We start from the raw sequence: 25745 nt of genomic DNA, 5'->3' as shown, positions 1-25745 counted from the left end.
CGGCTCAGGCCTGTGGCCCGCCCCGTCCGCGCGCCCTGTCCCGCGGCGTGCGGGCGACCAGCAGGGCGATGTCGTCGTCGGCGGAAGCCGGCACCAGGCGGGCCAGCAGACCGTCGCACAACGCGTCCAGGGAGGGGGACGGTTCGGCGAGCGCGTGCGTGAGTTCGGCGAGGCGTTCGTCGATGTCGCTGCCGCGGGACTCGATGAGTCCGTCGGTGTACAGCACGAGAAGGCTGCCGGGCTCCAGGATGAGGTCGGTCGTGGTGTAGCGCTCGCCGCCGACCCCCAGAGGCGTCCCGGGCGGCAGGTCGAGAAGGCGTACGGTGCCGTCCGGGGCGACGAGGGCGGGCGGGGGATGCCCGGCACGGGTGAGGCGGCACTGACCGGTCGCCGGGTCGACGACGGCGTACAGCAGGGTCGCGATCATCGGCTCGGCCAGGTCGTCCAGGGCGGCCTCCAACTGGCCGAGGATGTCGCGCGGTTCCAGATCCAGACGGGCCAGCGCACGGACGCTGGAGGAGAGCCGGCCCATCACGGCCGCGGCGGAGATGCCGTGGCCCATGACGTCCCCGATGAGCAGGGCGGTTCTGCCGCCGGGCAGATGCAGCACGTCGTACCAGTCGCCGCCGACCTCGTTCGCGTCGCTGGCCGGCAGATAGCGGTGGGCCACCTCGAGGTCCGCCGGCGGGGTGATGTGCTGCGGCAGCATGCTGCGCTGAAGGGTGACGGCGGTGTCGTGCTCACGGTGGTACAGGCGGGCGTTGTCGATGCTGATCGCGGCACGGGCGGCGAGCTGGGTGGCGAGGGCGACGTCGTCGCCGTCGAAGGGGCCGACGTGGCCGGCGCGGTAGAAGGTCGCCATGCCCAGCACCAGGTCCCGGGCCACGAGCGGCACCATCATGAGCGAATGCACCCCCATCCCCAGCAGCAGGGCGGGCCGTCTGGTGTGGCGGGCGGCGCCCGCGATGGCCCCGGCGTCCATGTGGGCCAGCAGGAACGGATGCCGTCCGGCGAGGACATGGGTGTAGGGCGCCGTGGCGGGGAAGACCAGGGTGCGGCCGAGCGGGGCCAGGATCTCGGTGATCGGCGAGCCGGTCAGCGGGGCTTTGCCCAGGCGGCGCAGCCCGATGCCGCCGGAGAGGCCCGGACCGGGGTCGTCGCCGCGGGCGAGGGTGTCCAGCACGTCGACGGTGGCGGCGTCGGCCAGGCGGGGCACGGCGAGGTCGGCCAGTTCCTGCGCGGTGCGCTCCAGCTCCAGGCTGGAGCCGACCCGGATCGACGCCTCGCTGAGCAGCGCCAGACGGCGCCGGCCCGCTTCGGCCTCGATATGGGCGCGCTGCTGGTCGGTGATGTCGAGCAGCGAGGCGATGACACCGATCGGCCGGCCCGCCGGGTCCTGGACCCGGACGTAGGAGCACGACCACACCCGGTCGCGGTCGGGGTCGGCCGGGGTGCGGCCGACCCGGCGGCGGTCGAGGACCGGCTGCCCGCTGTCGATGACGCTGCGCATGGCCGCTTCCATGTCCTGCGCGTTGACCTCCGGCAGCAACTGCGACAGCCGCTGCCCGACATGGGCGGACTCCGGCAGGCCGTTCATCCGCTCCAGGGCCGGATTGACGCGCAGGAACCGCAGCTCCGTGTCCAGCACCCCGATGCCGACCGGTGAGCGGTCGAAGAGGCCGTCCCACACCGCCGAGGAGCCCCGGATACGGCGGGCCGCGTGCGCGTCGGCGGCGAACACGATCATCGCGGCGGTGTCCTTGTGGCGGTCGACGACGGGACTGGCCCAGATCTCCAGCTCGACCGGGTGCCCGTCGGCGTGCCACGCCGTGACGGTTCCCATCACGCTCCGCCCTCCGGCCGCCGCCTCCCAAAGCGACCGGCCCAGGCTGCGGTCCACACCGGGATGGAGCAGCTCGGCGATGTGCCGCCCCACCACCTGCTGCGGGGTGTGACCGAGCAGCTCCTGCGCGGCCCGGTTCCACCGCACGACGATGCCGTCGGCGCTGGTGGCCACCTGCGCCATCGCCAGCGCGCCCATCCATCCGCCGGCCTCCCGGGCGGCGCCGCTGATCAGCTCCTCCACCGGCTCGCTCACCGGCCGCCTCCTCGCCGTCGCCGGGCCGCGGGAGCTTCGCCGCGCACACGGGTGGGACCCGCGCCGCCCGTCCCGCGCTCCGCCCGCACCTCGTACGACCCGCAGCGGCCGAAGCGGTCCGCGTCGCTCACCGGCCCGCCGGCCGGAGGGCCGGACGACCGCGCCGGAGTGGCTTGCAGCCTCGCTTCCACATCACCATGGTCACCCCGCCGGCACATGAGCGCGCTTTTCACGGCCCGGCCACTGCGTCCGCGTCACGACGGCAGATCCTGCTCCGCCCAGACGACCTTCCCGGTCGGGGTGCGGCAGGCGCCCCAGCGCCGGCACATCATGTTGATCAGCTGCAGTCCGCGGCCGCCCTCGTCGCTGAGGCCGGCGTGCTGGATCTGCGGCAGGTCCGGGCCCGTGTCGGACACCTCGACCGACAGCCGCTCGTGCCGCACCAGCCGCAGCTCGCCCGGGGCATGTCCGTAGCGCAGGGCGTTTCCCACCAGCTCGCTCACCACCAGCTCGGTGCTGTCGACGAGGTCCTGCAGTCCCCACTTCACCAGCACGCCCCGCACGGTACGCCGGGCCTGCGACGCGGCCGACCCGTCGGGGGGCAGCGTGCACACGTACGCCTCGCCGTCCGGGCTGAGCGGCACCGTGTCGGCGACGAGCACGATGGCGTCGTCCGTGGGGTCCCCGCCCACGTCCGCCCTGACCGCGTCGCACACCGCCGCCGCCTGCGGGAGGGCGGAGCGGGCGGTCCGCAGCAGACCGGCCAGCTGTTCGTCGACGTCCGCCGTACGCGACCGGATCAGCCCGTCGGTGTACAGCATCAGCCGCCCGCCCGGCACCACCGGCCACTCGATCGGGTCGTACGGGATCATCCCGGTGCCCAGCGGCGCGCCGACCGGCAGATCGACGAACGACGCCGTGCCGTCCGCGGAGGTCAGCAGGGGCGGCAGATGTCCGGCGCTGGCGATGCGGAAGGTGCTGCCGCACGGGTCGTACACGGCGCACAGACAGGTGGCGACCTGGTCCTCCTCCAGGTCCCGGACGGCGAGGTCGAGACGGGCCAGCACCCGCTCGGGCGCGATGTCGAGGGCCATCAGCGTGCGGGCCGCCGTGCGCACCCGGCCCATGGTCGCCGCAGCGGCCAGGCCGCGCCCCATCACATCCCCGACCATGACCGCCGTGCGGCCGCTAGGCAGCGCCACCACGTCGAACCAGTCGCCGCCTACCCCGGCCGGGTCGGCGGTGGGGGTGTAGCACGAGGAGACCTCGAGACCGGGGGTGCTGGGAGTGGCCCGCGGCAGCAGCGTCCGCTGCAGGGTGACGACCTGGAGGCGCTCGCGTCCGTACAGGCGGGCGTTGTCGATGTAGACGGCCGCCTTCGAGGCCAGCTCGGTGGCCAGCGCCAGGTCGGCGCGGGTGAACGAGGGACGCCGGCCGGCCCGGATGAAGTCGGCGAGCCCGAGCAGCATGCCCCGGGCGATCAGCGGGACCGCCATGTACGAGTGCACGCCCGCCCGGCGCATCAGCTCCGCCGCCTCCGGGCCGGGCGCCACGGCGTCGTAGTCGGCCGGGCTCATCCGGCCGAGCAGAACCGGCCTGCGCGACTTCAGGCACTGGGCGCCGAGACGCTGCGGGGTGTGCACGGACAGCTCTCCCACGGGATCCGGGGCCAGCTCCAGACCCTCCACCTGGGACACCGCCATGGCCCGCAGCAGAGGCGGCGCCCCATGCCCGTCGCGGTCGTCCCGCTCGAAGCGGAGCACCGAGTCCAGCAGGTCCACCGCGCAGCCGTCCGCGAGCTCGGGCACCGTGAAGTCGGCCAGTTCCTCGGCGGTGCGACGCAGGTCCAGTGTGGTGCCGATCCGCACGCCCGCCGCGTTCAGCCAGGTCAGCCGGTGCCGCGCGGCCAGGGCCTCGGTCACCGGCGACAGGACGCCGCGCAGCGCCCGGTGCCCCTTGAGGAACCGTTGGACCGGACCCGACACGCCGCCGGCCCGCTGTCGTCCGCCCACGGCACCTCCATCCCGCTCTCCTCCCCTCGATTCTGCCCGGCGCATCGCCGGGGCGCCTGTCTCCCCGGCCCTCGCGATGGCGGCAGCGGGTCGCTTGCGTGGGAATGCCGAACGGGTACGGGGGTGCCGGACGGGCACGGAGATGCCGGACGAGAAGCGGCGGGCGAGGCCCGATTTCCGGTCCTCGCCCGCCGCGGGGCAGGTCAGCCGCAGGTGTCCGGCGCCGTCAGCCCGTGGCGTTCACCTCGGCGAGAGCCTTGGCGAGGCCATTGGCCCAGAGCTGGTTGACCCGCGAGCGCTCGGTGGCGTCGGGGTAGCGGTTGGTGCAGGACGGGCCGGGACCGCCGCCCGACATCAGTTCGCTGCACGGGCCGCTGTAATGGTCGGGCAGCCCCAGCACATGGCCGGTCTCGTGAGCGGTGACCCGGATCGAGTCGTACTGCCGGTTCTGGGCGTAGTCCAGGAAGATGTAGCCGCTGCCGTGTCCGTCGGTGGAGGCGTAGGACCCGCGAGGGTCGTTGCCCTCGTAGAAGGCGAAGTCGGCGCCGCCCGAGGTCGCCTGGAGCTTGACGTTCGACACCGAGCTGTTCCATATGGAGGCGGCGCTCGATATCTGGGAGCGGAAGCTCGGGGCCCGGGTCGCGTTGTAGTAGACCGTCACCGCGAGCGGTGTGGCCTGGGCGGTCTGCCTCTTCGCGACCGACTTGAGGACGGCGTCGAAGAACGCCTTGTTGCCGGTCTCACCGGCCGAGCCGACGTAGCCGGCGGTCGCGGTGCGGGCCGGGACCTCGGTGGGAGTGCCGGCGCTCGCCGGGCTCGCGGTGCCGAGCGCGGCGGACGCCAGACCGAGGCCGAGCGCGAGGGACAGAAGTCTCCTCGTACGGAACTGCGACATGTGGGGGGCTCCTACTCGTCCTGTGGGGTTGAACGATGGGTTGCCCCTGAGTCTCGGACAGACGAACGAGCTTGCGGATGATGGCATTTGGGGATAGCGCAGTGCTATCGGCGGCCAACTCGTCCCGCTTCGTTGGAAGTTGAACATCTGGTGCGGTGCCGTGCGCCGCCCTACGCTCTCCCCCCATGGAGCTCGAGGTGAGGCACCTGCGCGTGCTCTGCGCCATCGCCGACACCGGCAGCCTGCACAAAGCGGCTCGGGAACTCGGCCTGGCCCAGCCTTCGTTGAGCACCCAGCTGCGGCGCATCGAGAACGCGCTCGGCGCCCCGCTGTTCGTACGGGTCCGCACCGGCTGCCGGCCGACCCCGCTGGGGCTGGCCGTCCTGGGCCGGGCCAGGCCTCTGGTGGCGGAGTTCGAGGCGATCGTCACCGAGGCCAGGGCGACGGCCGCCCGTGCCGCCGACGGCTTCCACCCGCGCATCGGTGCCACGGCGAGCCGGGCCATCCCGGGCTGGCTGCGCCGGCTGCGGGCACGGGAACCGCGGATCGAACCGGTCCTGCAGATGAACGTCTCCGCCAGGGCCCTGCTGGACATGGTCGCCGCGGGCCGGCTCGACATGGCCTTCGTGCACGAGGTCGAGGGCAGCCCGCTGCGCATCCCGCCGGGCCTTCGCCTGCGTGTCCTCGTCGAGCGCGAGCCGCAGTTCGTGACGCTCGCCGCGGACCACCCGGCGGCGTCCCGGAGCCGGGTGCGGCTCGCCGACCTGGCCGGCGACCGGTGGATGGTCGACTCCACGGTCGACGGCGAGTGGGAGGGCCTGAGCCGGGTCCTGCGCGCCGCGGGTCTGCGCCCGCAGATGCTGCACGGCGACTACCTCACGGCGTACTCGCTGGCCGCCATCGGCGAGGTGGTCACGGTCAGCCAGCCCACGGCCCACCCGCGCCACGGCCTCGCGATCCGCCCTCTGGAGGGCGACCCGATCGGCGTACGCCTGCTGCTGGCGGCCCGCACGGAGGCCGAACTGGACGACGTCTACCCGGATCTGGAGGAGGCCTACTGGGCGGTGGCCCGTGAGGCGCCGGCCTACCGGGAGTGGCTGGGCTGCTTCGGGCGCCGATGAACGCGTCCGGGCGGAGGCCAGAAGGAGAACAGCGCCGGGAAAGAGTGCGATTGGAGGCGTCGAGACCCTTGTGTGTTTCAGCCAACCTGGCGCATTGTGATCGCCACCGCCCCGTCGGTGCTCCCCGTGGCGGTCCGACACCTCCCCGGGGGCGGTGCCCTGTCCCCTTCCCACTCCCCGGTGGAAGGGGGGCCACAGCCCCTGCCGTTGCCCCCGGCGGCAGGGGCTCACCCATTCGTCGTACGACGGCCTGTGTGCGCCTCACGGCCGCGGCCGGCTCACTCCTCGGGCGACCAGGCGTCCGGGCCGCCCCCGCGCCACTCGATCAGCGAGGCCCGCGCGACATCCATCTCGTCCCAGTCCTGAAGCCCCGCCTCCTGCACGAAGGCCACGAGATCGAGAAGGCCGTAGGCGATGCCCACGAACCGGCCGTCGATACGGACACGCCGGCCGCCGTCGGAGGAGGGCGGGAAGACGACGACGGGCTGATCGGTGGCCATGGCCCCAGCCTGCCGCTGATCCGGGCGAGGCGCATGATGTGGTGCGCCGGTCGCGGGGCACACCGTAGAGGGACGGCAGGACCGGCATGACACGGCCACGAGCGGGCGGCGTGCCGGGCGGGCACCGAGGAGGCGCGGGTATGGCAGGGCCGGAAGGCACGGACGGACTCGAGGCGCGGCTCCAGGGAACGGATGCCGCACTGTCCGCGGCCCTGGCCGCGATCGGCACCGGGGCGTACGTGGTGGACGAGCGGGGCCGCGTCGCCGCCGTCAACGCGCACGCCGAGCGCTTGCTCGCCCGGCCCGCCGAGGACCTGCTCGGCCACGACGCCCACGACCTGCTGCACCGCGACCGGCACGGTCAGTCGCTGCCGGCGAGCCGCTGCCGGATGCGGCAGGCGTTCCACGCCGGGCGCACCGCCCAGGAGCAGCGGGACTACTTCGCACGCGGAGACGGCACCCTGCTGACGGTGTCCTGGCTGGTCACCCCGTACGGCATCGACGGCTCCGGGCCCGGCACGCTGGTGGTGTTCCACCCCAGCGACGAGCAGCAGGAGCCCTACGAGCCGTCGGAGCAGGCCGCCGGGGCGCTGACGGAACTCGAACGCCTGGCCCTGCTCGCACAGACCACCACGCAGCTGGCCTCGACCCTCGACACCGAGGAGGCGGTGCGCCGGCTGGTCTCGCTGGTGGTGCCACGGCTGGCCGACTGGGCGGTCGTCGACCTGGTCGCGGAGCGCGACGAGGTGTGGCGCACCGCAGTGGTGCACGCCGAGGACGCCGCCCTGGTGCACCACGAGGATCTGCAGGGGCCGATGCCGCCCGTCCTGGACGAGTCGCCGATGCCCCTGTCACGGGCCCTGCGGGGGGTGGCCTCGACGGTGACCGGGCCGGAGACCTACCGGCGGGCCCCGGACTCCGGTATCGCGGTCGAGCAGCGCCGCCTCTTCGAGGTCACCGGCATCCGCTCCGCGGCCATCGTCCCCCTCCGCAGCGCCCGCGCGGTCCTGGGCGCCCTGACCCTCGGCCGCGCGCAGAGACCGGGGGACTTCACCACCGCGGACCTCCCGCTGCTGGAGGACATCGCCAGCCGCGCCGGCCTCGCTCTGGACAACGCGCGCCTCTACCAGCGTCAGCGCAAGGTCGCCGAGACCATGCAGAACCACCTGCTGCCCCAACTGCCGCGCGTGCCGGGGCTGCGGATGATCGCCCGCTATCAGCCCGCCCCGCACGCCTCGCAGGTCGGCGGCGACTGGTACGACAGCTTCCCCCTGCCCGACGGTTCCACGGCACTCGCCATCGGCGACGTCGTCGGCCACGACCTGGAGGCGGCGGCGGGTATGGCGCAGGTGCGCAACATGCTCCGCGCCTATGCCTGGGCCCAGCAGGAGTCCCCCAGCCGGATCGTCGAGCGGCTCGACGCGGCGGTCACCCACCTCACCGACATCTCCATGGCCACCATGATCTTCGGCCGGATCGAGGAGGCGGCGGAAGGCCACTGGGAGCTGTCCTGGTGCAACGCCGGCCACCCGCCCCCGCTGCTGATCAGCCGCGACGGCCGGGCCACCTACCTCACCGGAGGTCAGGGCATCCTCCTGGGCGTGGGGGAGCACAGCTCGCGCCCCGACGCGGTCGCGCTCCTGGCACCCGGATCCACCCTGCTGCTCTACACCGACGGCCTCATCGAGGAACCGGGCCACTCCCTGGACGAGGGCCTGAACCGCCTCAGCCGGCACGCCGCCGCCCTCGCCCACCGGCCCCTGTCCTCCTTCACCGACCACCTGCTGGAGCGCGTCCGCCCGGCCGGCAACGACGACGACGTCGCCCTGCTCGCCCTGCGCCCGGGCTGACTCCTTGCCGAAGGAACATCCCACGAATGCGGGATACGCATGGACGATGAGCAATCCGTAGTAGCTTTCTCGCCATGGGTATGAGCCTCGAAGAACGGGTGCGATCGGCGGTGGCGGCACTGCTCCACGCCGCCGGCGAGTCGCAGACCGAGCTCGCCGCCGCCCTCGGTGTGAGCCAGGCGCAGGTGAGCCGTCGTCAGTCGGGCGCCGCGGCCTGGAGTCTGCTCGACTGCGAGGCGGTCGCCGCGCACTACGGCATCGACGTACTCGAACTCCTGGCGGGCCCCACCCGGGCCACAGAGGCACTGCCCACCGCACGCCGCCGCACCCCCGGCCGCCAGGCCGGCCACCAGCGGCCCGCAGCCGTCGAGAGAGGCGCGTGATGACAGACTTCGGCGCGATCGACGCCCTGCTCGCCCAGGCCCGCAAAGAGGTCCCGCTGCCGCCCGCCGAGGAACGGCGCACCCTGCGCGAGGAGCTGAACCTCTCGCGTACGCAGCTGGCTCAGGCCCTGGGAGTGAGCCCCTCCACGGTCGCTGGCTGGGAGTCCGGGCGGGACCCGAGCGGCGAGGTGCGGGAGAAGTACGCGTACTTTCTTGAGGGAGCGAAGGCCAAACTGGCCGCCGAGACGGGTGAGTCCGCCGAGGAGGCCCTGCCCGAAGAGCTGGGCGCCGAGCCGGACGCCGAGCTGTCGGCCGATCAGGACGACGACGTCGACACGCTCGCCACGCCCCGGCCCTGTGTGCTGTGCGGGCAGCCCGCCCGCCACCAGGTCGCGGGCTTTCCGCAGCACCTCGATCCGGCCGAGTGCGGCACCGACGAGCCGGCGCGGACGACCGAGCCCGCAGCGCCCGCACGGGTGGAGCCCCAGCGATCCCAGGGTCCCCGGCATCCTCGGCCTTCCGGCCGGCAGGGGCATGCGGGAGGCGGGGTGAAGGTCGTCCCCGTCGGTCGTCGCCTGAAGACCGCCGACACCCCGGACCTCATCGGCTCCGCGGTCGCCGGCGCGCTCGCCGAGCACTCCGGTGACGTGGAGGCGGCGACCAAGGCTCTGGTGAAGCGGGCGATCCCGGACGCCATGGCGCTGCTGGACCACAGCCGCAAGGGCGGCCGCTACGAGGTGGTCGCCCACCCCTGGCTGCCCGACGTACTGCGCAAGCAGTCCTCCCGGGGCCCGGACCTGATCTGGGAGGCCCGCCCCAAGTGGGCCCGTTCCGAACTGCCTCCCGGCGAGCACGAGGTGACCGCGCTCGACGTCAACGGCGCGTATCTGAGCGCGTTGAAGACCCATCTGCCGCTCGGCCAGTTGGAGCACTCCACCGGCAACCACCACAACCCGCGCCGCGCCGGCGTCCACCTGATCACCCCGTCCGACTGGGACCACGACGCCTACCTGCCCAACCCGATCGGCAGCCGGGACGAGCCGGGCCCGCTGTGGGTGACCGAGGCGACATTGCGCCTGCTGCTGCGGATCTCGGGGCCCAAGTACGGACTGTGCGACCCTCCGGAGATCCACGAGTCGTGGACGTCCGGCGCCACCGAGGGCCTGCTGGAGAAGTTCCGGGTGGCGCTCAAGGACGCCCGGGACCGGGCGATCGCCGAGGACGACGAGGTGACACTGGAGTACGTCAAGGCGATGTACTCGAAGTTCGTCTCCACCCTGGGCGAGTCCAACTACAACCGCGAGCTGTACCGCACCGACTGGATGCACCTCATCCGCAGCCAGGCCTTCGCCAACCTGTGGTGGAAGGCCCACCGCGCCTACGACGAGGGCCTGATGGTCGTGCGCGCCATGGGCACCGACGAGCTGCACGTCATCGGCGACTGGCGCGCGGTCTTCACCGAGGGCCGCGGGGTCACCGAGGTGAAGGTCAAGGACGTCTACACCGTAGGAACGTGAAAGGCTGAAGAGCCTGCCGGCTTTCCCGCCAGGGAAATCCTGTAAGGTTGGCCCGGTTTACCACGAACGCTCATGACGGTTCGTCGAATTATCCGCGGGGCGAGGAGACGAAGGTGCCCGAGAGGAATATCGAATTCGGGAAATTCGGGGCACGCGGTATCAAGGGACATGAAGCCGTGGCCCGTCAGCTGAACGCCCTCGCCAACTTCGTCGCCACCCCCGTCACACACCGGCGCGGCCTCCTCGCCCGGCTGCACTACCTCACGCGAACCGGCCATGCCCGCGAAGCGGCCCGCGCGGCCGGACTCACCGTCACCGACCGCACGCTCAAGGCCTGGCTGGACGGCAGGCGCAACCCGTCGAAGAAGAACCTGCGGACCATCGAGACCGCGTACCTCACGGTCCGCCGCCACAACGTGGCCAAGTACCTGCTCGCCCGCCTCAACCGCGAAGGCCGTGGTACCCGCGTCGAGTTCCACCCGCTCAACCAGTCCCAGGTCACCCGCCCCCACCAGCGCGCCCTGTCCTTCCGCACCCTCAACGTCCGCCACTGGGACCGCATCGTCGAGGCCTGGGCCGCCGACGACGAGGCCGCCCTGGACGACGCCTGGGTCAACGACGCCGTGGTGGACCTCGGGTCCGAGTGGGGCCAGTACGAGTACGTCACCAACATCGGCTTCGCCGCCTGACAGGCATCAGGGGATGGCGGCCCCCTGACGCCCGTCAGCCCTGCTCAGCGCACGAACGACACGTCGAAGTAGGTGTCGGCCGCCGCCCCGGAGGCGGTGAGGCAGCGGACCTGGATGCCGGTGCTCGGGGTCCAGTGGTCGACCTTGCAGTACCGCGAGTCGGAGCCGTAGGCGGTCACCTGGACATCGCCGTAGCCCAGGGGCATGCCCGGAGTCGAGACACGGTAGACGCCGACGCCCTGGCGGGTGATCCGGTTGGTGTACCCGCCGGAGTTGTAGCGGTACGCCGCCGAGGGCACGTACGAGGCCGTGGTCGGCTGGTTCGCCCAGGCGTACGCGGCGGGCGTGGTCCGCAGCAGGCCGGTGCCGCGTGTGTACGTGAGCGTGAAGCGGGTGTCGCGCAGGGCGCCGCCGAGGGTGAAGCAGCGGACGTTGACCATCTGGGCGGTCCCGGAGGGGTACCAGTTGACGACCTTGCAGCGGGCCGCGACATCGCCGTACGCCGTCACCTGCACGTGTCCGGCCGCGGAGCCGATGGAGGGCAGCCGCACCGCGTACCGGCCGACGCCGCTGCGGGTGATGGTGTTGCGGACACCGGCGGAGTTGAACTGGTACGTCGTGGACGGTGTGTAGGAGCCCGTGGACGGCTGGTCGGCCCACACATAGCCGAACCTGCCGCCGAGGTAGGCGGTGTTCACATAGCTCGCGGTGAAGTAGGTGTCGGCGCGGTACCCGGCGGCCGTGTGACACCGTACGTGCACGTCCAGCCGGTCACCGACGGGTGACCAGTACGCCACGTTGCACGAGTGGTTGGTCGCCCCGTACGCGGTGACGTGCACCGTGCCGCCCAGCAGGCCCAGCCGGGGCATGCGCACCGTGTACTGGCCGACGCCCGTGCGGACCACCGAGTTCACCGCGCCGGTGGAGTTGCGGCTGTAGTAACCGGACGGCGTGTACGGCGTGTTGAGCGACGCGGACGGCTGGTTCGCCCATACGTAGGCGAAGCCGCGGGTCGCGGCCGCGTGAGCGGTGGACGGCGCGAGGGCGAAGACGCCCGCGGTGAGCGCGAGCGTCATCAGGACGCGCAGCATTCGGGCCGGCCACCGTGCGGCTCTGCCTGTTGTTGTCGTGGTCATCTCTTCCCCTTTTCGCCGAAGACGGGCAATGGAGGGTGAGAACGGCAGAGGCGCGGCTGTGCCGGTAGTGAGTCCCCCAGAAATCTCCGCTATTTCCCCCCAAGGCGTTCAGAGAATTTCACAGCGGCGGTCGGCCAGCTACTGACTGAAAGGGGCCAGTGAGAGGTGAAGCAGTGCGGCGGGGGCGCTCGCCCTCATGGTCGAGCGCCGTCGATGTACGGCCCAGCCAACGCAACACAGAGTCGCGAGCTTGCTACGGTGTGTGACGCTCGGTCCCCTTACGAACCAAGGAGCCCTGAATGACCACCGAGGAACTCGCCAAGTTCTACGCCCTGCTGACCATCCTGGAGCCGCGAGCCGAGCTCTGTGTCCAGGCCTCCCGTCTCGCCGAGGTCGGGACGGCGGGTGAGGGCGACACCGACACCACCGTGGTGACGCAGCTGAGGAACCACGCCGACAGGATCGCCAGCGAGCTGGCCTCTGTGAGCCCCGAGAAGCTCCAGAAGAAGACGGCGACGATCGCCAAGTTCCTCGCCTGATCGGGCCACTTGGGCCACGAGTAGGACGCCGGGGCTCGCGACAAGGGCCCCGGACGGCGCCTCCCGGTCAGCGGCGGACCTTCAGACTCCACTTATCGTGGGTGCGGACCGCGATCAGGCCGGGAGGGACCATGTAGACGCCGGGCTTGGCGCACAACTGCTTCTGGGGGCGCAAGTGTGCGTCCACGGTGGCCAGCACGATGGTGTCGGACCCGGCCTTGGAATCGAGGCGGACCCTCACCTTCGCGGCGGAGCCGGTCAGCCGCACCAGCTCCCAGCCGTGGCCGGACAGCTCCCGCTTCACCTCGCGCACGTCGTCCAGGGGCAGCACCTGCAGCTTCCAGGAGGCCGCGTGGTCCAGCTTCACGGCGACGTGGCACCAGCCCTCGGGCCCCACGGCGAGCGGGCCGGTCATCGACCGCAGGGTGCCGATCTCCCCGGCCCGGTCGCTGGTGCCGTCGGGGTGGACGGTGTGCACGTAGCTGATGATGTTCTCGGGACCTTCGCAGGTGACGCGGAGGAGGGCGGGCGGCCCCTCGTAGCGCAGTACGGCCTGTCCCCGTCCTGCGGCGTGCCTGGTCAGGGTCTGCACCGAGTCGAACGGAAGGACCCGCAGCCGCCAGTCGCCCGAGCTCTCTACCCTCAGCCGCACCTCGGGCTCGCCCTTGGCGAACACCAGCAGCTGCCCCCGCGCGTCCTTGGTGCTGGAGAAGATGCTCAGCTCGTCCACCCCGCCCTTGTCGTCGAGCCGCCAGAGCCAGAACCAGCTGTGCGGCTCGGGCACCCGGGTCCGCTCGAACTCCACCACCGCCGGCCGGCCGGGCTCGGGGTTCACCAGGGTCAGTTCCTGCTTGCCGTGCCCCTCGTGGACGACGGTGTCCAGGGGCCGGGCGTGCTGCGGCGTGCGGCGGTGCTCCTGCGCGGGCGTCTTCTCGTACTTCGGCGGCGGGGTTTCGCCGCCCATGGCCGGACCCGTGGCCTCACCCGGCGCCGGGGCCGCCTCCTTGTGGACCTCGGTCATCGCCGGGCCCGGCACCGGTGCGGTCGGGAGGGCCTGCGCGGGTATGCCGTGGTCGGCGGCGAGCGCGGCCGGTCCGGCGCTGTATCCCTGACCCACGGCACGGAAGCGCCAGGCCCCGTCGCGGCGGTAGCACTCGCCGAGCACCAGCGCGCTCTCCCCGTCGGCGTGCGCGACCTCGTACCGCGCCACCGGCCGTCCCTCTGCACCGGTCACCTCCACGGACAGCCCGGCGACCGAGCCGAACGTCCCGCCCGCCGCGAACACGACGACCAGGACCCGCTGCACGGCGGCCTCCACCGCCTCCTCGTCCACCTCGAGCCGCTGGACGAGCAGCCCGCCCTGAGCCGCCCCGCCCAGATGCCGTACGGCGCCCGAGGGGTGCGAGGGCCGGTCCCCCCACACCACATCGGCTTCCCCACGGACCCGGCCCGCCGTGTCCAGCAGCACCGCCGCGGCGGCCACCAGGGGAGTGCCCGGCCGGTCCTCGCGGGCCACGGCGATACGGAACGGGCCCTTGGGCAGCGGGGCGTTGGCCCCCTTGAGCATGATCGTCATACCGGCATCCTGACACCGGCCGAGCGTGGAACCGAGCAGGGCCGCCCGCTCGGCGAACGGCCCTCTCCCTTCACTTGCCCGGACACTCCTTCCATGCCATGTGGTACACGGTGTTGATGTCGCCGTCGGTCGAGTCCATCGTCATGAAGCTGACCCTGCCCGGCGCGGACGTGCCCGCGTTGACGCGGATCTCCGTGTTGATGTTGAAGTTGCGCTGGACCCCGCACGGCGCCCAGACGAGCTGGGCCCAGTCGGTGACGTCCGTGGCCTGCCAGTTGTCGTTGTAGGCGCCGGAGAAGGGGTGGTTGATGAACGCTGTCTGCGACGAGCCCTGGAAGTAGTACGAGGCCCGCTGGATGGCGGTGGCGCCGGGCTGGAGCGAGGCGAAGCCGCGGTAGTCGGCGCTGGCGATGGCGTACGTGAAGCCCTGCGGGACGTGGACGATCAGGTTCAGCTGGCAGTTCTTGCGGAACGCCGTGGGGTCGGAGTTGCCTCCGGCCTGGGCGAGGTAGTCGCTGTAGGTCACCGTGAAGGCGGTGTTGTCCTCGGAGACGGCGACGGCGGCGGTACCCGCGGGGCAGCCCGAGCCGTTCACGGTGGCGACGTTGATGACGATCTTGTCCGGGGGCGGGTCGACGAACCCGGTGGACGGGTTGTGTGCCGGCAGGACGTTGGCGACGAGAACGGCGACAGCGCCGCCCAGGAGCAGCCCACCTGTCATGGTCTCTCCCCTTCGCTCGGATCGGTGGGGGGTGGATGCGCCCGGCTGCTCCTCAGCTCAATTCCGTGAAGAATCAATGAAGTTGCTGTGAAGAGCCGGGGCGGTCGCATCGTAGAAAGCCGCCTGGAACGCGCCCAGGGGGAAGTCCGGCCATTCACCCCGGCCCGTTCACACCGTGCGCTGAGATACTGCTCCGATGATCAACGTGCCCGCCGCCGTACTGGATTCGTTGCACGGCCTCGCCTTCGGTGACGCCTTCGGCGACCGCTGGTTCGGCATCCTGCGCCGGGACGGCTCGGCCTGGCTCGAAGCGCGGACGCTGCCGCCCGAGCAGCTGTGGCGGTGGAGCGACGACACCGCGCAGGCGGTCGTCCTCGTCCGGGAACTCGTCGAGGGCGGCGGTGTCGTCGACCAGGACCGCCTGGCCCTGCGCTTCGCGCAGGCGTACGCCGACGACACGTACCGCGGCTACGGCGCCTCGATGCATGACGTGCTCCGGCGGATCGGTGCGGGGGAGCCCTGGCGGGAAGTGGTCGGGGGACAGTTCGGGGGCCAGGGCTCCTGGGGGAACGGCGCGGCCATGCGCGTCGCCCCGCTCGGAGCCTGGCACGCCGGCGACTTCGGCGCGGTCGCCGAGCAGGCCGCCCGCCAGGGCGCGGTCTCGCACCACCACCCGGAGGCGGTCGCAGGGGCGGTCGCGGTCGCCCTCGCCGCCGCGCTGGCCACCCGCAGCCGGGGCGGCCCGGCCCCGGCACGGCCGGACTTCCTCCGGGCCGTCGCCGAACGGCTGCCCGACAGTGACGTCCGGTCGGGGCTGCGGGTGGCCGCCCGCATGCCGGAGCGCACCTCGGTCCGGCATGCGGCGGAGGTCCTGGGCTCCGGCTACCGGATGTCGGGGCCCGACACGGTCCCGTACGCCCTGTGGTGCGCGGCCGGTCACCTCGACGATCTGCACGAGGGCCTGTGGTGCACGGTCGCCGGGCGCGGTGACATCGACACCACCTGCGCCATCGCGGGCGGGGTGATCGCCGCCCGCACCGGCGTCGCCGCCCTCCCCGCCGCCTGGCACGCGGCCCGCGAACCGCTGCCCCCGGTCGCGGCGTCGTCGGCGTGACCGATGCCTCGCCCCAAGGGGCGGGGTGCGTCGCGTCAGTCGCGGCGGCGGAACGCGCTGCGGTAGGCGCTCGGCCGTCGGCCGGTGTGGCGGACGAAGATGCGGGTGAACGTGCCCGGATCGCGGTAGCCGACGTCGGCGGCGACGGCGGCGACGGTCCGGTCGGTCGTCTCCAGCAGGTGCCGTGCCCGGCGCACCCGCGCCATGTGCAGGTAGGAGAGGGGAGTCCGGCCGGTCTCCTCCTTGAAGCGCCGCAGCATCGTCCGGGAGCTGACGCCGAACTCCCGGGACAGGGCGGGCAGGTCGTAGTGAGCGGCGAGGTCCTGGTCGAGGCGCCGCATGACGTCCCGTGAGAAGCCGTGCCCGACGGTCGGCAGCAGATCCGTGTCCACGTACGGCGCCTGCGTGGACCGGGTTTCGTCGAGGAGGGCGATGCGGGCGGTGCCGCGGGCGACGCGCGGGCCGTCGTGCTCGCGGACGAAGCGCAGGGCGAAGTCGTACATGGCGCTGAAGGCGGCCGTGGTCGTCACGCCGCGGTCGGTCACGACCAGTTGCTCGGGTCGCAGGCGCACGTCGGGGTAGCGGCGCGCGAACCCGTCCGCGTACAGCCACGACGTCGTCGCGTCGCGGCCCTGGAGCAGTCCGGCCTCCGCGACCAGGAAGGCCCCGACGCAGATCGACACCACCGCGGCACCCGATCCCGCCTGCTCCCGGATCGCGGCGGTCTCGGGCGCCAGGCGCGCGAGCGTGGCGTCGAGGTCCCCGCCGGGGGACGTCTCGAACCCCGGGACGATCAGCACGTCCGCCGGGCGGAGCGCCGAGCAGTGGAGCGGGGAGCCGCCGGACGCGACGACCCGCCGGCGCGGCGAGACCACCGAAGCCGCGTAGGACGGCTCGGTCGCACCCTGGGCGGCGGCGACATGTCCGGCCATCGTGAGCAGGTCCAGGACGCCGTACACCTCCGACGCGAAGCAGCCGGGATAGGCCAGCACGCTCACCCGCAACGGACCCATGCCGCACCCCCGTTGGACGACGTATGGCGAGATGGCCAGGGAAGTCGGCGATATCGCCGGTTCTCGACGCGCACAGCCTGCCGCCAAGCTGCCGGTCATGACAACCGAGCAAGGGCAGTACGACGACCCACTGGACGACTTCGAGCGCAGGTCCGTCGAGGTGGACGGCGTCGCCAAACGCGTGTACGTCACCGGAACGGGACCGGCTGTCGTCCTCATGCCGGAGATGCCCGGCATCAGCCCCGACGTCGCCAGGTTCGCCCGCTGGACGAGGGAGGCGGGCTTTCGTGTGTACGTGCCGTCGCTGTTCGGGGTCGACGGGGCCCATCCGCGTGCCGAGGCGTTCGAGACCGTGGTGCGGCGTGCCTGCGTGAGCGCCGAGTTCCGCGCGTTCGCGGGCGGCGGCACCAGCCCCGTGGTCACGTGGCTGCGCGGCCTGGCGCGGCTGGCGCACGCGGAGTGCGGCGGGCCCGGCGTCGGCGCCGTCGGGCTGTGCTTCACCGGGAACTTCGCCCTGACGATGGCCCTCGAACCGGCCGTCGTCGCTCCGGTGGTGAACCATCCGTCCCTTCCGCTGGACGACCCCGCCGGGCTGGAGATGGACGACGAGGACGCCGCCGCGGTGGCCGATCGGGTCCGACGCGACGGGCTGACGGTGCTCGCCTACCGCTTCGAGAACGACAAGTGGTGCACCGGCCGGCGCTTCGCGGCCTACCGGGCACTCCTCGGCGACGCCTTCGACGGCCGGGTCCTGCCCGCCGAGGCCGCGAACACGGACCCGCCTCCGTTCTTCCGCGACATCGTCCGCTGCGCCCACAGCGTCGTCACGGCCCACCTCGTCGACCAGGAGGGGCACCCCACGGTGCGGGCCCGCGACGAGATCCTCGCGTTCCTGGCGCAACGGCTGGGGCGTGTCGCACCGCCCGGTGAGCGTCGGCAGCCGCGATGAGTTTGTGCGGCGGCCGGAGTCTGCCCTGGTATGACTCGCATTGTCGCCGACATCTCGGTCTCCCTCGACGGCTACGTCACCGGGCCCGACCCCGGGCCGGACAACGGCCTGGGCACGGGCGGTGAGGCCCTGCACACTTGGGCGTTCTCCGACGACCCGGACGACCGCCGGGTCCTGCGTGAGGCGACGGCCCGCTCGGGGGCCGTCGTCCTCGGCCGCAGGCTCTTCGACGTGGTCGACGGGCCGCACGGCTGGGACGACACCACCGGCTACGGCGCCGGCGAGGTGGGCAAGCCCGCGTTCGTCGTGGTGACGAGTTCACCGCCGGAGTCGGTGCGGCTCGGCGACCTCGACTGGACGTTCGTCACCACGGGCCTGGCCGACGCCGTCGCCGCCGCGCGTGAGCGCGCCGAGGCGGCGTCGTCGGACAGTGGCAGAGACCTCGACGTCGTCCTGATGGGCGGCGGCGCCACGGTCGGCTCGGCGCTCGACGCCGGGCTGGTCGACACGCTGTCGCTGCACCTCGCACCCGTCGTGCTGGGCACCGGGACACCCCTGCTCACCGGTCGGACGCCGCGCGCCCTGGTCCAGCGGACCGTGATCGCGACGACTACCGCGACGCATCTGACGTACGACGTCCACTGACCGCCTCGTCACGTCACGTCGGCGACGAACAGCGCGATCCGATACCCGGCGGAGGGCTGACGGCCGGCTCCGCCGCGCGGGGGAGCCGGCCGCGCCCGTGGAACGATGTGGGGCCCGTGGGCCCGTCCGTAGCGTCGAGCCATGGACGACAACGACCAGTCCCGGAACCCCACGCGCCGCCGCGTCGCCGGCGCGCTCGGCCTCGCGCTGCTGACTCCCGCCGTAGGCGCAACCACCGCGGGGGCGGCGACGGCTCGCAGACACCCGGGGAGGGGCCGCGCGCCCCTCACCCTGGTCCTGCCCGCGCCCACCGGACCGTACAGCGTCGGTACGACGTCGATGCATCTGGTGGACGCGTCGCGCAGCGACCCCTGGGTGTCGCCGACGCGCAGGCGGGAGCTGATGGTCAGCCTCTGGTACCCGGCCCGGCCGGGGCACGGGAAGGGCGTGGCACCGCAGTTGCCCGCCGGGACGGCGGCGCGGTTCGGGGCGCTGGCGGAGAAGGAGTTCTCCATCCGGGCGGGCGCCGTCGACTGGGCGCCCACCCCCACGCACAGCGTCGTCGGCGCGCCGGTACTGCGGCAGCGCGGCGGCCTGCCCGTCGTGCTGTACTCGCCGGGCAAGGACGTGCCGCGCGGCTTCGGCACGGTCCTGGCGGAGGACCTCGCGAGCCGGGGCTACGTCGTCGTGGCCGTGGACCACACCCACGAGTCGCTCGCGGTGGAGTTCCCCGGTGGCCGGCTGGAGGACAAGCAGCCCGCGACGGAGACGCGGGGACTGCGCGCGCTGGTGGACGTGCGCGTGGCCGACGTACGGTTCGTCCTCGACTGCCTGGAGGCGCTGAACGCGGGCGGCACCCCGGACGCGTCCCGGCGGCCGCTGCCGGCGCGGCTGGCCCGGAGCCTGGACCTGACCGCGATCGGCATGTTCGGCCACTCGCTCGGCGGGGCCACCACCGCGCAGGTGATGCACGACGACCACCGGGTCGTCGCCGGAGCGAACCTCGACGGCGGGACGGGCTCGGGCCCCGAATCCGTGGGCACCGTCGTCGACGACGGTCTCGACCGCCCCTTCCTGCTGATGAGCAGCATCCTGGGGAACAGCCGCCACCCGGCCCTCGCCACGTTCTGGCAGCACCTGCGGGGCTGGCGCTGCAACATCCAGATGCTCGCGGCGAGCCACTACTCCTACACGGATCTCCAGGCCGAGCTCCCCCGGATCGCGGCGGCGGGCGCGATGCCGCCGGACAGGCTCCGCGAAGCCGTCGGCACGGTGGCCTCCGCGCGCAGCCTGCGCGTCCAGCGCGCCTACCTCAGTGCCTTCCTCGACACGCACCTGCGGCACCGCCCGGACCACGGCCTCTTCGACGGCCCCTCACCGGCCTTCCCGGAAGTTGACTTCATCGACCGGGCGGGGGAGTGAAGAGGAGTGAAGACACACCCATCATGACAGGTCAGAGGCCGTTTGCGTAGGACGGACGGCACAGCCCGCAAGGCTTGTCCGGCGTTTCCCGGGGCGCCCAGAATCCTCGCTATGGATCACAGGGGGAAAGTCGATCAGGACACGATCATCCGGGCACGGAACGTGTTGCTCGCCTCGGGACGCCGCACCCCACGGGAGGAGGTCGACGCCTACCGGGTACTCGCCCGGGTCAGCCCGGCCTCCTATCTGCCCCGGCTGGTCAAGGCGCTCCTGAGTCTGACGTACGACACCCGCTTGGGCCGACGGCATCCGGCCTCTCTGGCGCTGTGCGAGGAGGCGGTCGCCGTGGCCCGGACCGTCGACCCGGCCGAACCCGCCCGAGCCGACCTGCTGTACCGCGCGCTCGACGCGTGCCAAAGAGAGCTGTACGACGTGGGCCGGCGCGCCGAAGGGCTCGCCCTGCGTGCCGAGATGCTCTCCATCGGACGTGCGCAGGCCGAGCGTTCGGGCAGCCCGGTGGTCAGGGGACTGCGTGACTGGGCGGCCGGCTGCTCCGAGGAGGGCCGGTACGCCGAGGCCGCCGACGCCCTGACCGAGTGGGTCGCGGCGATCCTCCCCGACGGGCCAAGTGACGGCACTCTCGCCTGGTCACTGCTGGAATGGATCGCCGCGCTCCACGACGCCGGCCGGCCCGACGAAGCGCTCGCCGCGTACCGCACACTCGTCGACATGGAAGCGGACGAGGCCGCCGGCGACCGAGGCCCGATCGTCTGCCACCTCTACTCGCTGATCGGGTACGCGCGGTTGCTCGACACCTACGGCCGGGGCTCACAGGCCGCCGCCGTGCGGCAGGAGGCGCTCGCCGTCCTGACCGGACTGCACGCCACCGGTGAGCGCAAGTCCTGGAGCGGCTACCAGGCTTCGTTCTGGGCGGTCCTGCTCTCCTGCTCCGGCGCCGACAGCGAGCGACCGGCCGCCGGAGAGCCACGTCCGCCCTTCGGTGCCACGCCCATGGAATGGTCGCCCGACGTCAGGCGGCGCTACGTCGACAGCCGCGCCCCCTCCGCGCGGAAGTGGACGCCCTCGCCGCGCGGGCCGACGAGGATCCGGACCGGCACCTGGCCGAACTGGTCCGGGTCCAGCGGGTGCTCACCGTCCGTTCGGTCGTCCACTGGGTGGAGCGCACCCATCTGTTCGCGGAGCGAGTCAGTCCCCTGTTCGACGAAGGAGTCGGTCTGGCCCGCCGGTTGCACGAGCACGATCCGGGGCGTGGAGCGCGGCTCCTGGCCGCGGTCCTCGTCGACCGGTCGACTTTCCGTGCCGCTGTCGGCGAATTCGGTCCCGCCCTCGACGACTTCCGAGAGGCCCTGCGTCACTTGGGAGAGGCTTGCTGACGGTCACCGACGACCTGCCCGGGACTCGCTCAGGGCGACCGCCTCGAGCAGGGCCTCACGGCACGCCCGCACGGCAGGGTGCCGCCCGCGGCCACGCCGTACGACGGTGAAGATGCGGCGGGTGCGCTGCCCGCGGGGGAGCTGAGCCAGGGCCACGGTCCTGGGCTGTCCCCTCCAGACGAGGCCGGGCAGGAAGGCCGCGGCCTGCTTGTGCTCGACGAGGCGCAGGTGGAGCAGGAGGTCCGTGGTCTCGAACCGTACGTCGGGCTCGAAACCGGCGTTGCGGCACAGGGTCATGGCCCAGTGCCGTGCGGCCGTGCCCTCGGGTTCCATCACCCAGGGGTGGTCCGCCAGCGAGCGCAGCGCGGCCGTCGGGGCCGCCTCGACCGGCTGCGGCAGCGCGAGGTGCAGGGGGTCGTCGAGCAGGTCCTCCTGTTCGAGTTCGGCGGACCGCGGGTTGGGGTTGCCGGGGTACTCCTCGGCGAGGACCAGGTCGAAGTCCCGGGCCTGGAGAGCGGGCAGGGCCCTTTCCGGCTCCATCTGCGTGAGGTGGACGCGCAGACGCGGGTGCCGGTCACGCAGCAGACCGAGCGCGGCCGGCACCAGCGCCAGGGCGGCCGTCTGGAACGAGGCGATGCGCAGCGTGCCGGTCAGGTCGGCCAGGGAGGCGGCGATGTCCGCCTCCGCGCGCTCCAGCCGTTCGAGGACCGCTTCGGTGTGCGCGACGAGGATCTCCGCCTGCTCGGTCAGCCGCACCCGCCGTCCGACCGGTTCCAGCAGCGGGACACCGACCTCGGCCTCCAACTGGGAGAGCTGCTGGGAGACGGAGGAGGGGGCGTAGGACAGGGCGGCGGCGACGGCTGCCAGGGTGCCGCGGTGCTTGAGCTCCCGCAGCAGGCGCAGTCGGTGCAGATCGAACATGGGCGGCCCGCTCTCCTCACCCTCGCGAAGCGACCGGCAATGGTCGCTCTTCCTGATGGGTACCCGTCGAAAACGTTCGCTGGACCGATTATAGAAAGCGCGGGCACCCTGATCGCATGCCCGAGACCCCTTCCTCCTCCCGTACGTTGCCGTGGTGCGCGCGACCCGGTGCCCGCGCCTGGCGGTGTCCACCGCCCCCCGCCGAGGTGCGGGCCTTCCACGCCTCGCTGCCCGACCATGCGCCCACCCCGCTGACCGAAGTCCCGGCGCTCGCAGGCGAGTTGGGTGTCGGCCGGGTCTTCGTCAAGGACGAGTCGTGCCGTCTGGGGCTGCCCGCGTTCAAGGCGCTGGGCGCGTCCTGGGCGATCCACCGCGCCCTCGCCGAACGGGCGGCGAACGGCGTGGGGGACGGCGCGGGGGACGGCCCGGTCACCTTGGTGACCGCCACCGACGGCAACCACGGCCGCGCCGTGGCCCGGATGGCACACCGTTTCGGGCAGCGCGTCCACGTCTTCGTCCCGCAGGGCCCGCACCCCCAGGCCGTGGCGGCCATCGTCGCCGAGGGGGCGCAGGTCACCGAGGTCCCGGGCTCGTACGACGAGGCGGTGCGCCGCGCGGCCGAGGCGGCTGCCGCGCCGGACGCGATCCTGCTCCAGGACACCGCCTGGCCCGGCTACGAGCGGATCCCGGGGTGGATCGTCGAGGGCTACTCCACCCTCTGCGCCGAGATCGACGAGCAACTGACGGCCGCGGGGTGCGTCGACGGCCCCGACCTCGTCGCCGTACCGGTCGGGGTCGGCTCCTTGGCCCAGGCCGTGATCACCCACTACCGCAGCCGCCCCTCCGGGCACGCCCCCGCGCTGCTGGCGGTGGAGCCCGAGGCCGCGCCCTGCGTCCTCACGAGCCTCATGCGCGGCGAACCCGTCAGCGTCAGCACCAGCGAGACCACGATGGCGGGGCTGAACTGCGGCACCCCGTCCAGCATCGCCTGGCCTCATCTGCGCGGCGGGCTGGACGCGGCGGTCGCCGTCACGGACACCGACAGCGCCCGCGCGGCGGGTGATCTGGCCACGGCCGGTGTCTCTGCGGGCCCCTGCGGGGCGGCGGCCCTCGCCGGTGCGCGGGCAGCGCTCACCGGCGCCGGCGCCGGGGAACGCCGTACGGCATTGGGTCTCGGACCCGGCTCGGTGGTCGTGCTGCTGAGCACCGAGGGCGCGGCGGCCAACCCGCACGCGGCGACCGGGACCGGTGCGGTCGGCTCCCTCAGGAAGGGGCCGGCAGCGTGCTGACCCATCTCGTCGCCGCGCTCGGCGTCCTCGGCCTGCTGACGATCGTGCCCGGCCCGGACATGGCGGTGGTGACCCGTCGGGCCCTCATGGCCGGCCCCGGGGACGCGCTGCGGACCGTGGCCGGGATCGCGACCGGGCTGCTGCTCTGGGGCGCGCTGACCGTCGCCGGACTCGCCTCGGTGCTCGCCGCGTCGCCCGCGGCCTACCTCGCGGTCAAGCTGATCGGGGCCGGCTACCTGGTGTTCCTGGGCGCACAGGCACTGTGGCAGAACCGCAGTGCCGCCCAGGCCCCGGCCGACTCCGAGGTTCGCCCCAGCACCGGCAGCCCCTGGCGGACCGGCCTGGTCAGCAACGTCCTCAACCCGAAGATCGCCGTCTTCTACACGGGCCTGCTGCCCACGCTCGCCCCGCCCCGCCTGCCCGCGGCCCTGGCCATGACGCTTCTGGTCCTTCTCCATGCCGTCCTCACCCTTGCCTGGCTGAGCGGTTACGTGCTCCTGCTGGCCAGGGCCGGACACGTCCTCCAGCATCCGCGGGCCCGCCGCGCGCTCGGCCGGACCACGGGCGTCGTCCTCATCGGCTTCGGCCTCATGGTCGCCACCTCCGCCGGCTGACCCACCCGCGCCTCAACCGCCGTACGACGTCAGGCCGTTGCCCTGCGCCGGCGCCTGATCGGCTCTCCCACGCGGTGCAGGTGGGTGAGGGCCTCGCGGTAGGACCGTACGAGACCGGTCTCGTGGTAGGGCACGCCGATCTCCGCGCAGTAGGCCCGCACGATGGTCCGGGCGCGCCGCAGATGGGGGGTGGGCATGCTCGGGAACAGGTGGTGCTCGATCTGGTAGTTGAGTCCGCCGAGCAGCACATCGGTGAGCCGGCCGCCGCGGACGTTGCGGGAGGTGAGGACCTGGCGGCGCAGGAAGTCGGGCCGCTCGTCGCCGCGGAACGTGGGCATGCCCTTGTGGTTCGGTGCGAAGGTGCAGCCGAGGTAGACGCCGAAGAGGCACTGGTGCACGGCGAGGAACGCCACCGCCTTGCCGGGGGAGAGCACCAGGAACAGCGCGGACAGATACACCGCGAGGTGGAGCAGCAGGAGCGCGGCCTCCAGCGGCCGGTTCTTCACGGACGGCGAGCGCAGCGCCCGCAGGCTCGCGACGTGCAGGTTGAAGCCCTCCAGCGTCAGCAACGGGAAGAACAGCCACGCCTGGTGGCCGCCGATGAAACGGGCCAGGCCTCGGCTGTCGCGCGCCTGCTCGGTGGACCACACCAGGATGTCCGGGGCGACGTCCGGGTCGAGTTCCTCGTGGTTGGGGTTGGCGTGATGGCGGGTGTGCTTGTTCATCCACCAGCCGTAGCTCATGCCGATGCCGAGATTGCCGAAGAGCCGGCCCCACGTCGCGCTCGTCCGCGCGCCCCCGAACACCTGACGGTGCGCCAGATCATGGGCCACCAAGGCGATCTGCCCGAACATCAGGGCCAGGAAGGCGGCCACCGCCAACTGCCACCAGCTGTCGCCGAGCGCGAGGAACATTCCCCAGGCGGCCACGGTCAGCCCGATCACCAGACCGAGCCGCGCCGTGTAGTAGCCGGGCCGGCGCCTCATCAGTCCTGCCTCGGCGATACGACGGGACAGCCGCGCGAAGTCACTGCCGGCTCGGGAGTCGGAGGTACGGGATCGGGCGGCGGGCGCCGCGACCGCCACCACGGTCTGCTGAGAGATGGTCATACCCTCGAGTCTCCGCACCCCCGCCCGGCCGGAACAGCCTGCCAGTCCCCGTCCCGTACGGGGGCCTACCCCCACGGCGGCTCGGGGTGCTGACCCCCATCGGGCGGTGGGCCCTGCCCCCTTGCCACCCGGCCGGGCCGTCGTCCACCAGCGGCGGTTTCACCGACCCCGCCCTCCTGAAAACCCGTTGAAGCCGCGCTGAACCGTCCGCCGGGCACGCTCCGCGGCATACGACGAC

22 protein-coding genes are annotated in these 25745 nt (G+C 72.8%); 12 read left to right on the top strand and 10 right to left on the bottom strand.

Annotated features, from left to right (window positions below):
* Window positions 1-4: 4 nt before the first annotated feature.
* From RKD23_RS02750 to snpA, 3 genes are all read right to left on the bottom strand, one after another.
* Window positions 5-2098, bottom strand: a complete 2094-nt coding sequence (locus tag RKD23_RS02750; RefSeq protein WP_424852107.1) for a SpoIIE family protein phosphatase — start codon at window positions 2096-2098, stop codon at window positions 5-7.
* A 254-nt stretch (window positions 2099-2352) separates the two neighbouring features.
* Window positions 2353-4110 (bottom strand): ATP-binding SpoIIE family protein phosphatase, encoded by a 1758-nt coding sequence (locus RKD23_RS02745; RefSeq protein WP_424852106.1) that lies wholly within the window; start codon window positions 4108-4110, stop codon window positions 2353-2355.
* A 226-nt stretch (window positions 4111-4336) separates the two neighbouring features.
* Entirely contained in the window at window positions 4337-5005 is a 669-nt protein-coding gene (snpA, locus tag RKD23_RS02740; RefSeq protein ID WP_424852105.1) for a snapalysin, read from the bottom strand.
* A 185-nt stretch (window positions 5006-5190) separates the two neighbouring features.
* On the opposite strand from snpA, the gene RKD23_RS02735 reads away from it, so the two are divergent.
* The gene (locus RKD23_RS02735) at window positions 5191-6126 is read left to right on the top strand and encodes a LysR family transcriptional regulator (protein WP_424852104.1); all 936 of its coding nucleotides are present in this window, start codon (window positions 5191-5193) and stop codon (window positions 6124-6126) included.
* 278 nt (window positions 6127-6404) lie between these two features.
* Here the strand turns inward: RKD23_RS02735 and RKD23_RS02730 are convergent, their stop codons facing one another.
* A complete protein-coding gene (locus RKD23_RS02730; RefSeq protein WP_424852103.1) occupies window positions 6405-6626 on the bottom strand; it encodes a hypothetical protein in 222 nt (73 codons plus the stop codon).
* A gap of 140 nt (window positions 6627-6766) precedes the next feature.
* Here RKD23_RS02730 and RKD23_RS02725 point away from each other — a divergent pair, with 140 nt between their 5' ends.
* The 4 genes from RKD23_RS02725 (at window position 6767) to RKD23_RS02710 (ending at window position 11065) form a co-directional block, all read left to right on the top strand.
* Window positions 6767-8476, top strand: a complete 1710-nt coding sequence (locus RKD23_RS02725; protein ID WP_424852102.1) for a SpoIIE family protein phosphatase — start codon at window positions 6767-6769, stop codon at window positions 8474-8476.
* A gap of 74 nt (window positions 8477-8550) precedes the next feature.
* A complete protein-coding gene (locus RKD23_RS02720) occupies window positions 8551-8859 on the top strand; it encodes a helix-turn-helix domain-containing protein (protein WP_424852101.1) in 309 nt (102 codons plus the stop codon).
* Window positions 8859-10376: a helix-turn-helix domain-containing protein gene (locus RKD23_RS02715; protein WP_424852100.1), complete on the top strand. Its 1518-nt coding sequence runs from the start codon at window positions 8859-8861 to the stop codon at window positions 10374-10376. The genes RKD23_RS02720 and RKD23_RS02715 overlap by 1 nt, the downstream gene beginning before the upstream one ends.
* Window positions 10377-10489: 113 nt before the next feature.
* Window positions 10490-11065: a transcriptional regulator gene (locus tag RKD23_RS02710; protein WP_424852099.1), complete on the top strand. Its 576-nt coding sequence runs from the start codon at window positions 10490-10492 to the stop codon at window positions 11063-11065.
* 44 nt (window positions 11066-11109) lie between these two features.
* On the opposite strand, the gene RKD23_RS02705 is transcribed toward RKD23_RS02710, so the two are convergent.
* Window positions 11110-12201: a hypothetical protein gene (locus tag RKD23_RS02705; RefSeq protein ID WP_424852098.1), complete on the bottom strand. Its 1092-nt coding sequence runs from the start codon at window positions 12199-12201 to the stop codon at window positions 11110-11112.
* Between the two features lie 299 nt (window positions 12202-12500).
* Between RKD23_RS02705 and RKD23_RS02700 the strand changes: the two genes are divergently transcribed.
* On the top strand, window positions 12501-12740 hold the full coding sequence (locus tag RKD23_RS02700) for a hypothetical protein (RefSeq protein WP_424852097.1): 240 nt from the start codon (window positions 12501-12503) through the stop codon (window positions 12738-12740).
* 67 nt (window positions 12741-12807) lie between these two features.
* Here RKD23_RS02700 and RKD23_RS02695 read toward each other — a convergent pair whose 3' ends face one another.
* A complete protein-coding gene (locus RKD23_RS02695; RefSeq protein ID WP_424852096.1) occupies window positions 12808-14316 on the bottom strand; it encodes a TerD family protein in 1509 nt (502 codons plus the stop codon).
* Between the two features lie 70 nt (window positions 14317-14386).
* Window positions 14387-15037, bottom strand: a complete 651-nt coding sequence (locus tag RKD23_RS02690) for a DUF4360 domain-containing protein (RefSeq protein ID WP_424852095.1) — start codon at window positions 15035-15037, stop codon at window positions 14387-14389.
* A gap of 196 nt (window positions 15038-15233) precedes the next feature.
* Here RKD23_RS02690 and RKD23_RS02685 point away from each other — a divergent pair, with 196 nt between their 5' ends.
* Window positions 15234-16151 carry an ADP-ribosylglycohydrolase family protein gene (locus RKD23_RS02685; RefSeq protein ID WP_424852094.1) on the top strand — a complete coding sequence of 306 codons (918 nt, stop codon included), beginning with the start codon at window positions 15234-15236 and terminating at the stop codon, window positions 16149-16151.
* A gap of 35 nt (window positions 16152-16186) precedes the next feature.
* On the opposite strand, the gene RKD23_RS02680 is transcribed toward RKD23_RS02685, so the two are convergent.
* The gene (locus tag RKD23_RS02680) at window positions 16187-17164 is read right to left on the bottom strand and encodes a GlxA family transcriptional regulator (RefSeq protein WP_424852093.1); all 978 of its coding nucleotides are present in this window, start codon (window positions 17162-17164) and stop codon (window positions 16187-16189) included.
* 97 nt (window positions 17165-17261) lie between these two features.
* Between RKD23_RS02680 and RKD23_RS02675 the strand changes: the two genes are divergently transcribed.
* The 3 genes from RKD23_RS02675 to RKD23_RS02665 all read left to right on the top strand — a co-directional run bounded on the left by RKD23_RS02675 (window position 17262) and on the right by RKD23_RS02665 (window position 20180).
* Window positions 17262-18113, top strand: a complete 852-nt coding sequence (locus RKD23_RS02675) for a dienelactone hydrolase family protein (RefSeq protein WP_424852092.1) — start codon at window positions 17262-17264, stop codon at window positions 18111-18113.
* A 30-nt stretch (window positions 18114-18143) separates the two neighbouring features.
* Window positions 18144-18758, top strand: a complete 615-nt coding sequence (locus RKD23_RS02670) for a dihydrofolate reductase family protein (RefSeq protein WP_424852091.1) — start codon at window positions 18144-18146, stop codon at window positions 18756-18758.
* A gap of 141 nt (window positions 18759-18899) precedes the next feature.
* The gene (locus RKD23_RS02665) at window positions 18900-20180 is read left to right on the top strand and encodes an alpha/beta hydrolase family protein (protein WP_424852090.1); all 1281 of its coding nucleotides are present in this window, start codon (window positions 18900-18902) and stop codon (window positions 20178-20180) included.
* 1397 nt (window positions 20181-21577) lie between these two features.
* Here the strand turns inward: RKD23_RS02665 and RKD23_RS02660 are convergent.
* Entirely contained in the window at window positions 21578-22495 is a 918-nt protein-coding gene (locus tag RKD23_RS02660) for a LysR family transcriptional regulator (RefSeq protein WP_424852089.1), read from the bottom strand.
* A gap of 116 nt (window positions 22496-22611) precedes the next feature.
* Here RKD23_RS02660 and RKD23_RS02655 point away from each other — a divergent pair, with 116 nt between their 5' ends.
* On the top strand, window positions 22612-23784 hold the full coding sequence (locus RKD23_RS02655; RefSeq protein WP_424852088.1) for a diaminopropionate ammonia-lyase: 1173 nt from the start codon (window positions 22612-22614) through the stop codon (window positions 23782-23784).
* Complete coding sequence (locus tag RKD23_RS02650) at window positions 23778-24398, top strand: LysE family translocator (protein WP_424852087.1); 621 nt, start codon at window positions 23778-23780, stop codon at window positions 24396-24398. Before RKD23_RS02655 ends, RKD23_RS02650 begins: the two co-directional genes overlap by 7 nt.
* A 29-nt stretch (window positions 24399-24427) precedes the next feature.
* On the opposite strand, the gene RKD23_RS02645 is transcribed toward RKD23_RS02650, so the two are convergent.
* Window positions 24428-25507 carry a fatty acid desaturase family protein gene (locus tag RKD23_RS02645; RefSeq protein ID WP_424852086.1) on the bottom strand — a complete coding sequence of 360 codons (1080 nt, stop codon included), beginning with the start codon at window positions 25505-25507 and terminating at the stop codon, window positions 24428-24430.
* Window positions 25508-25745 lie beyond the last annotated feature (238 nt).

It is taken from the genome of Streptomyces sp. SAI-170 (assembly GCF_049739565.1).
In the GTDB taxonomy this organism is placed as follows: domain Bacteria; phylum Actinomycetota; class Actinomycetes; order Streptomycetales; family Streptomycetaceae; genus Streptomyces.
This window is presented reverse-complemented; position numbering and strand designations above follow the sequence as displayed.

Coding starts and splice junctions, on each gene's coding strand:
- snpA (WP_424852105.1), bottom strand. CDS start 5,005: ATGTCGCAGTTCCGTACGAGGAGACTTCTGTCCCTCGCGCTCGGCCTC.
- RKD23_RS02735 (WP_424852104.1), top strand. CDS start 5,191: ATGGAGCTCGAGGTGAGGCACCTGCGCGTGCTCTGCGCCATCGCCGAC.
- RKD23_RS02730 (WP_424852103.1), bottom strand. CDS start 6,626: ATGGCCACCGATCAGCCCGTCGTCGTCTTCCCGCCCTCCTCCGACGGC.
- RKD23_RS02725 (WP_424852102.1), top strand. CDS start 6,767: ATGGCAGGGCCGGAAGGCACGGACGGACTCGAGGCGCGGCTCCAGGGA.
- RKD23_RS02720 (WP_424852101.1), top strand. CDS start 8,551: ATGGGTATGAGCCTCGAAGAACGGGTGCGATCGGCGGTGGCGGCACTG.
- RKD23_RS02715 (WP_424852100.1), top strand. CDS start 8,859: ATGACAGACTTCGGCGCGATCGACGCCCTGCTCGCCCAGGCCCGCAAA.
- RKD23_RS02705 (WP_424852098.1), bottom strand. CDS start 12,201: ATGACCACGACAACAACAGGCAGAGCCGCACGGTGGCCGGCCCGAATG.
- RKD23_RS02700 (WP_424852097.1), top strand. CDS start 12,501: ATGACCACCGAGGAACTCGCCAAGTTCTACGCCCTGCTGACCATCCTG.
- RKD23_RS02695 (WP_424852096.1), bottom strand. CDS start 14,316: ATGACGATCATGCTCAAGGGGGCCAACGCCCCGCTGCCCAAGGGCCCG.
- RKD23_RS02690 (WP_424852095.1), bottom strand. CDS start 15,037: ATGACAGGTGGGCTGCTCCTGGGCGGCGCTGTCGCCGTTCTCGTCGCC.
- RKD23_RS02685 (WP_424852094.1), top strand. CDS start 15,234: ATGATCAACGTGCCCGCCGCCGTACTGGATTCGTTGCACGGCCTCGCC.
- RKD23_RS02680 (WP_424852093.1), bottom strand. CDS start 17,164: ATGGGTCCGTTGCGGGTGAGCGTGCTGGCCTATCCCGGCTGCTTCGCG.
- RKD23_RS02675 (WP_424852092.1), top strand. CDS start 17,262: ATGACAACCGAGCAAGGGCAGTACGACGACCCACTGGACGACTTCGAG.
- RKD23_RS02670 (WP_424852091.1), top strand. CDS start 18,144: ATGACTCGCATTGTCGCCGACATCTCGGTCTCCCTCGACGGCTACGTC.
- RKD23_RS02665 (WP_424852090.1), top strand. CDS start 18,900: ATGGACGACAACGACCAGTCCCGGAACCCCACGCGCCGCCGCGTCGCC.
- RKD23_RS02660 (WP_424852089.1), bottom strand. CDS start 22,495: ATGTTCGATCTGCACCGACTGCGCCTGCTGCGGGAGCTCAAGCACCGC.
- RKD23_RS02655 (WP_424852088.1), top strand. CDS start 22,612: ATGCCCGAGACCCCTTCCTCCTCCCGTACGTTGCCGTGGTGCGCGCGA.
- RKD23_RS02645 (WP_424852086.1), bottom strand. CDS start 25,507: ATGACCATCTCTCAGCAGACCGTGGTGGCGGTCGCGGCGCCCGCCGCC.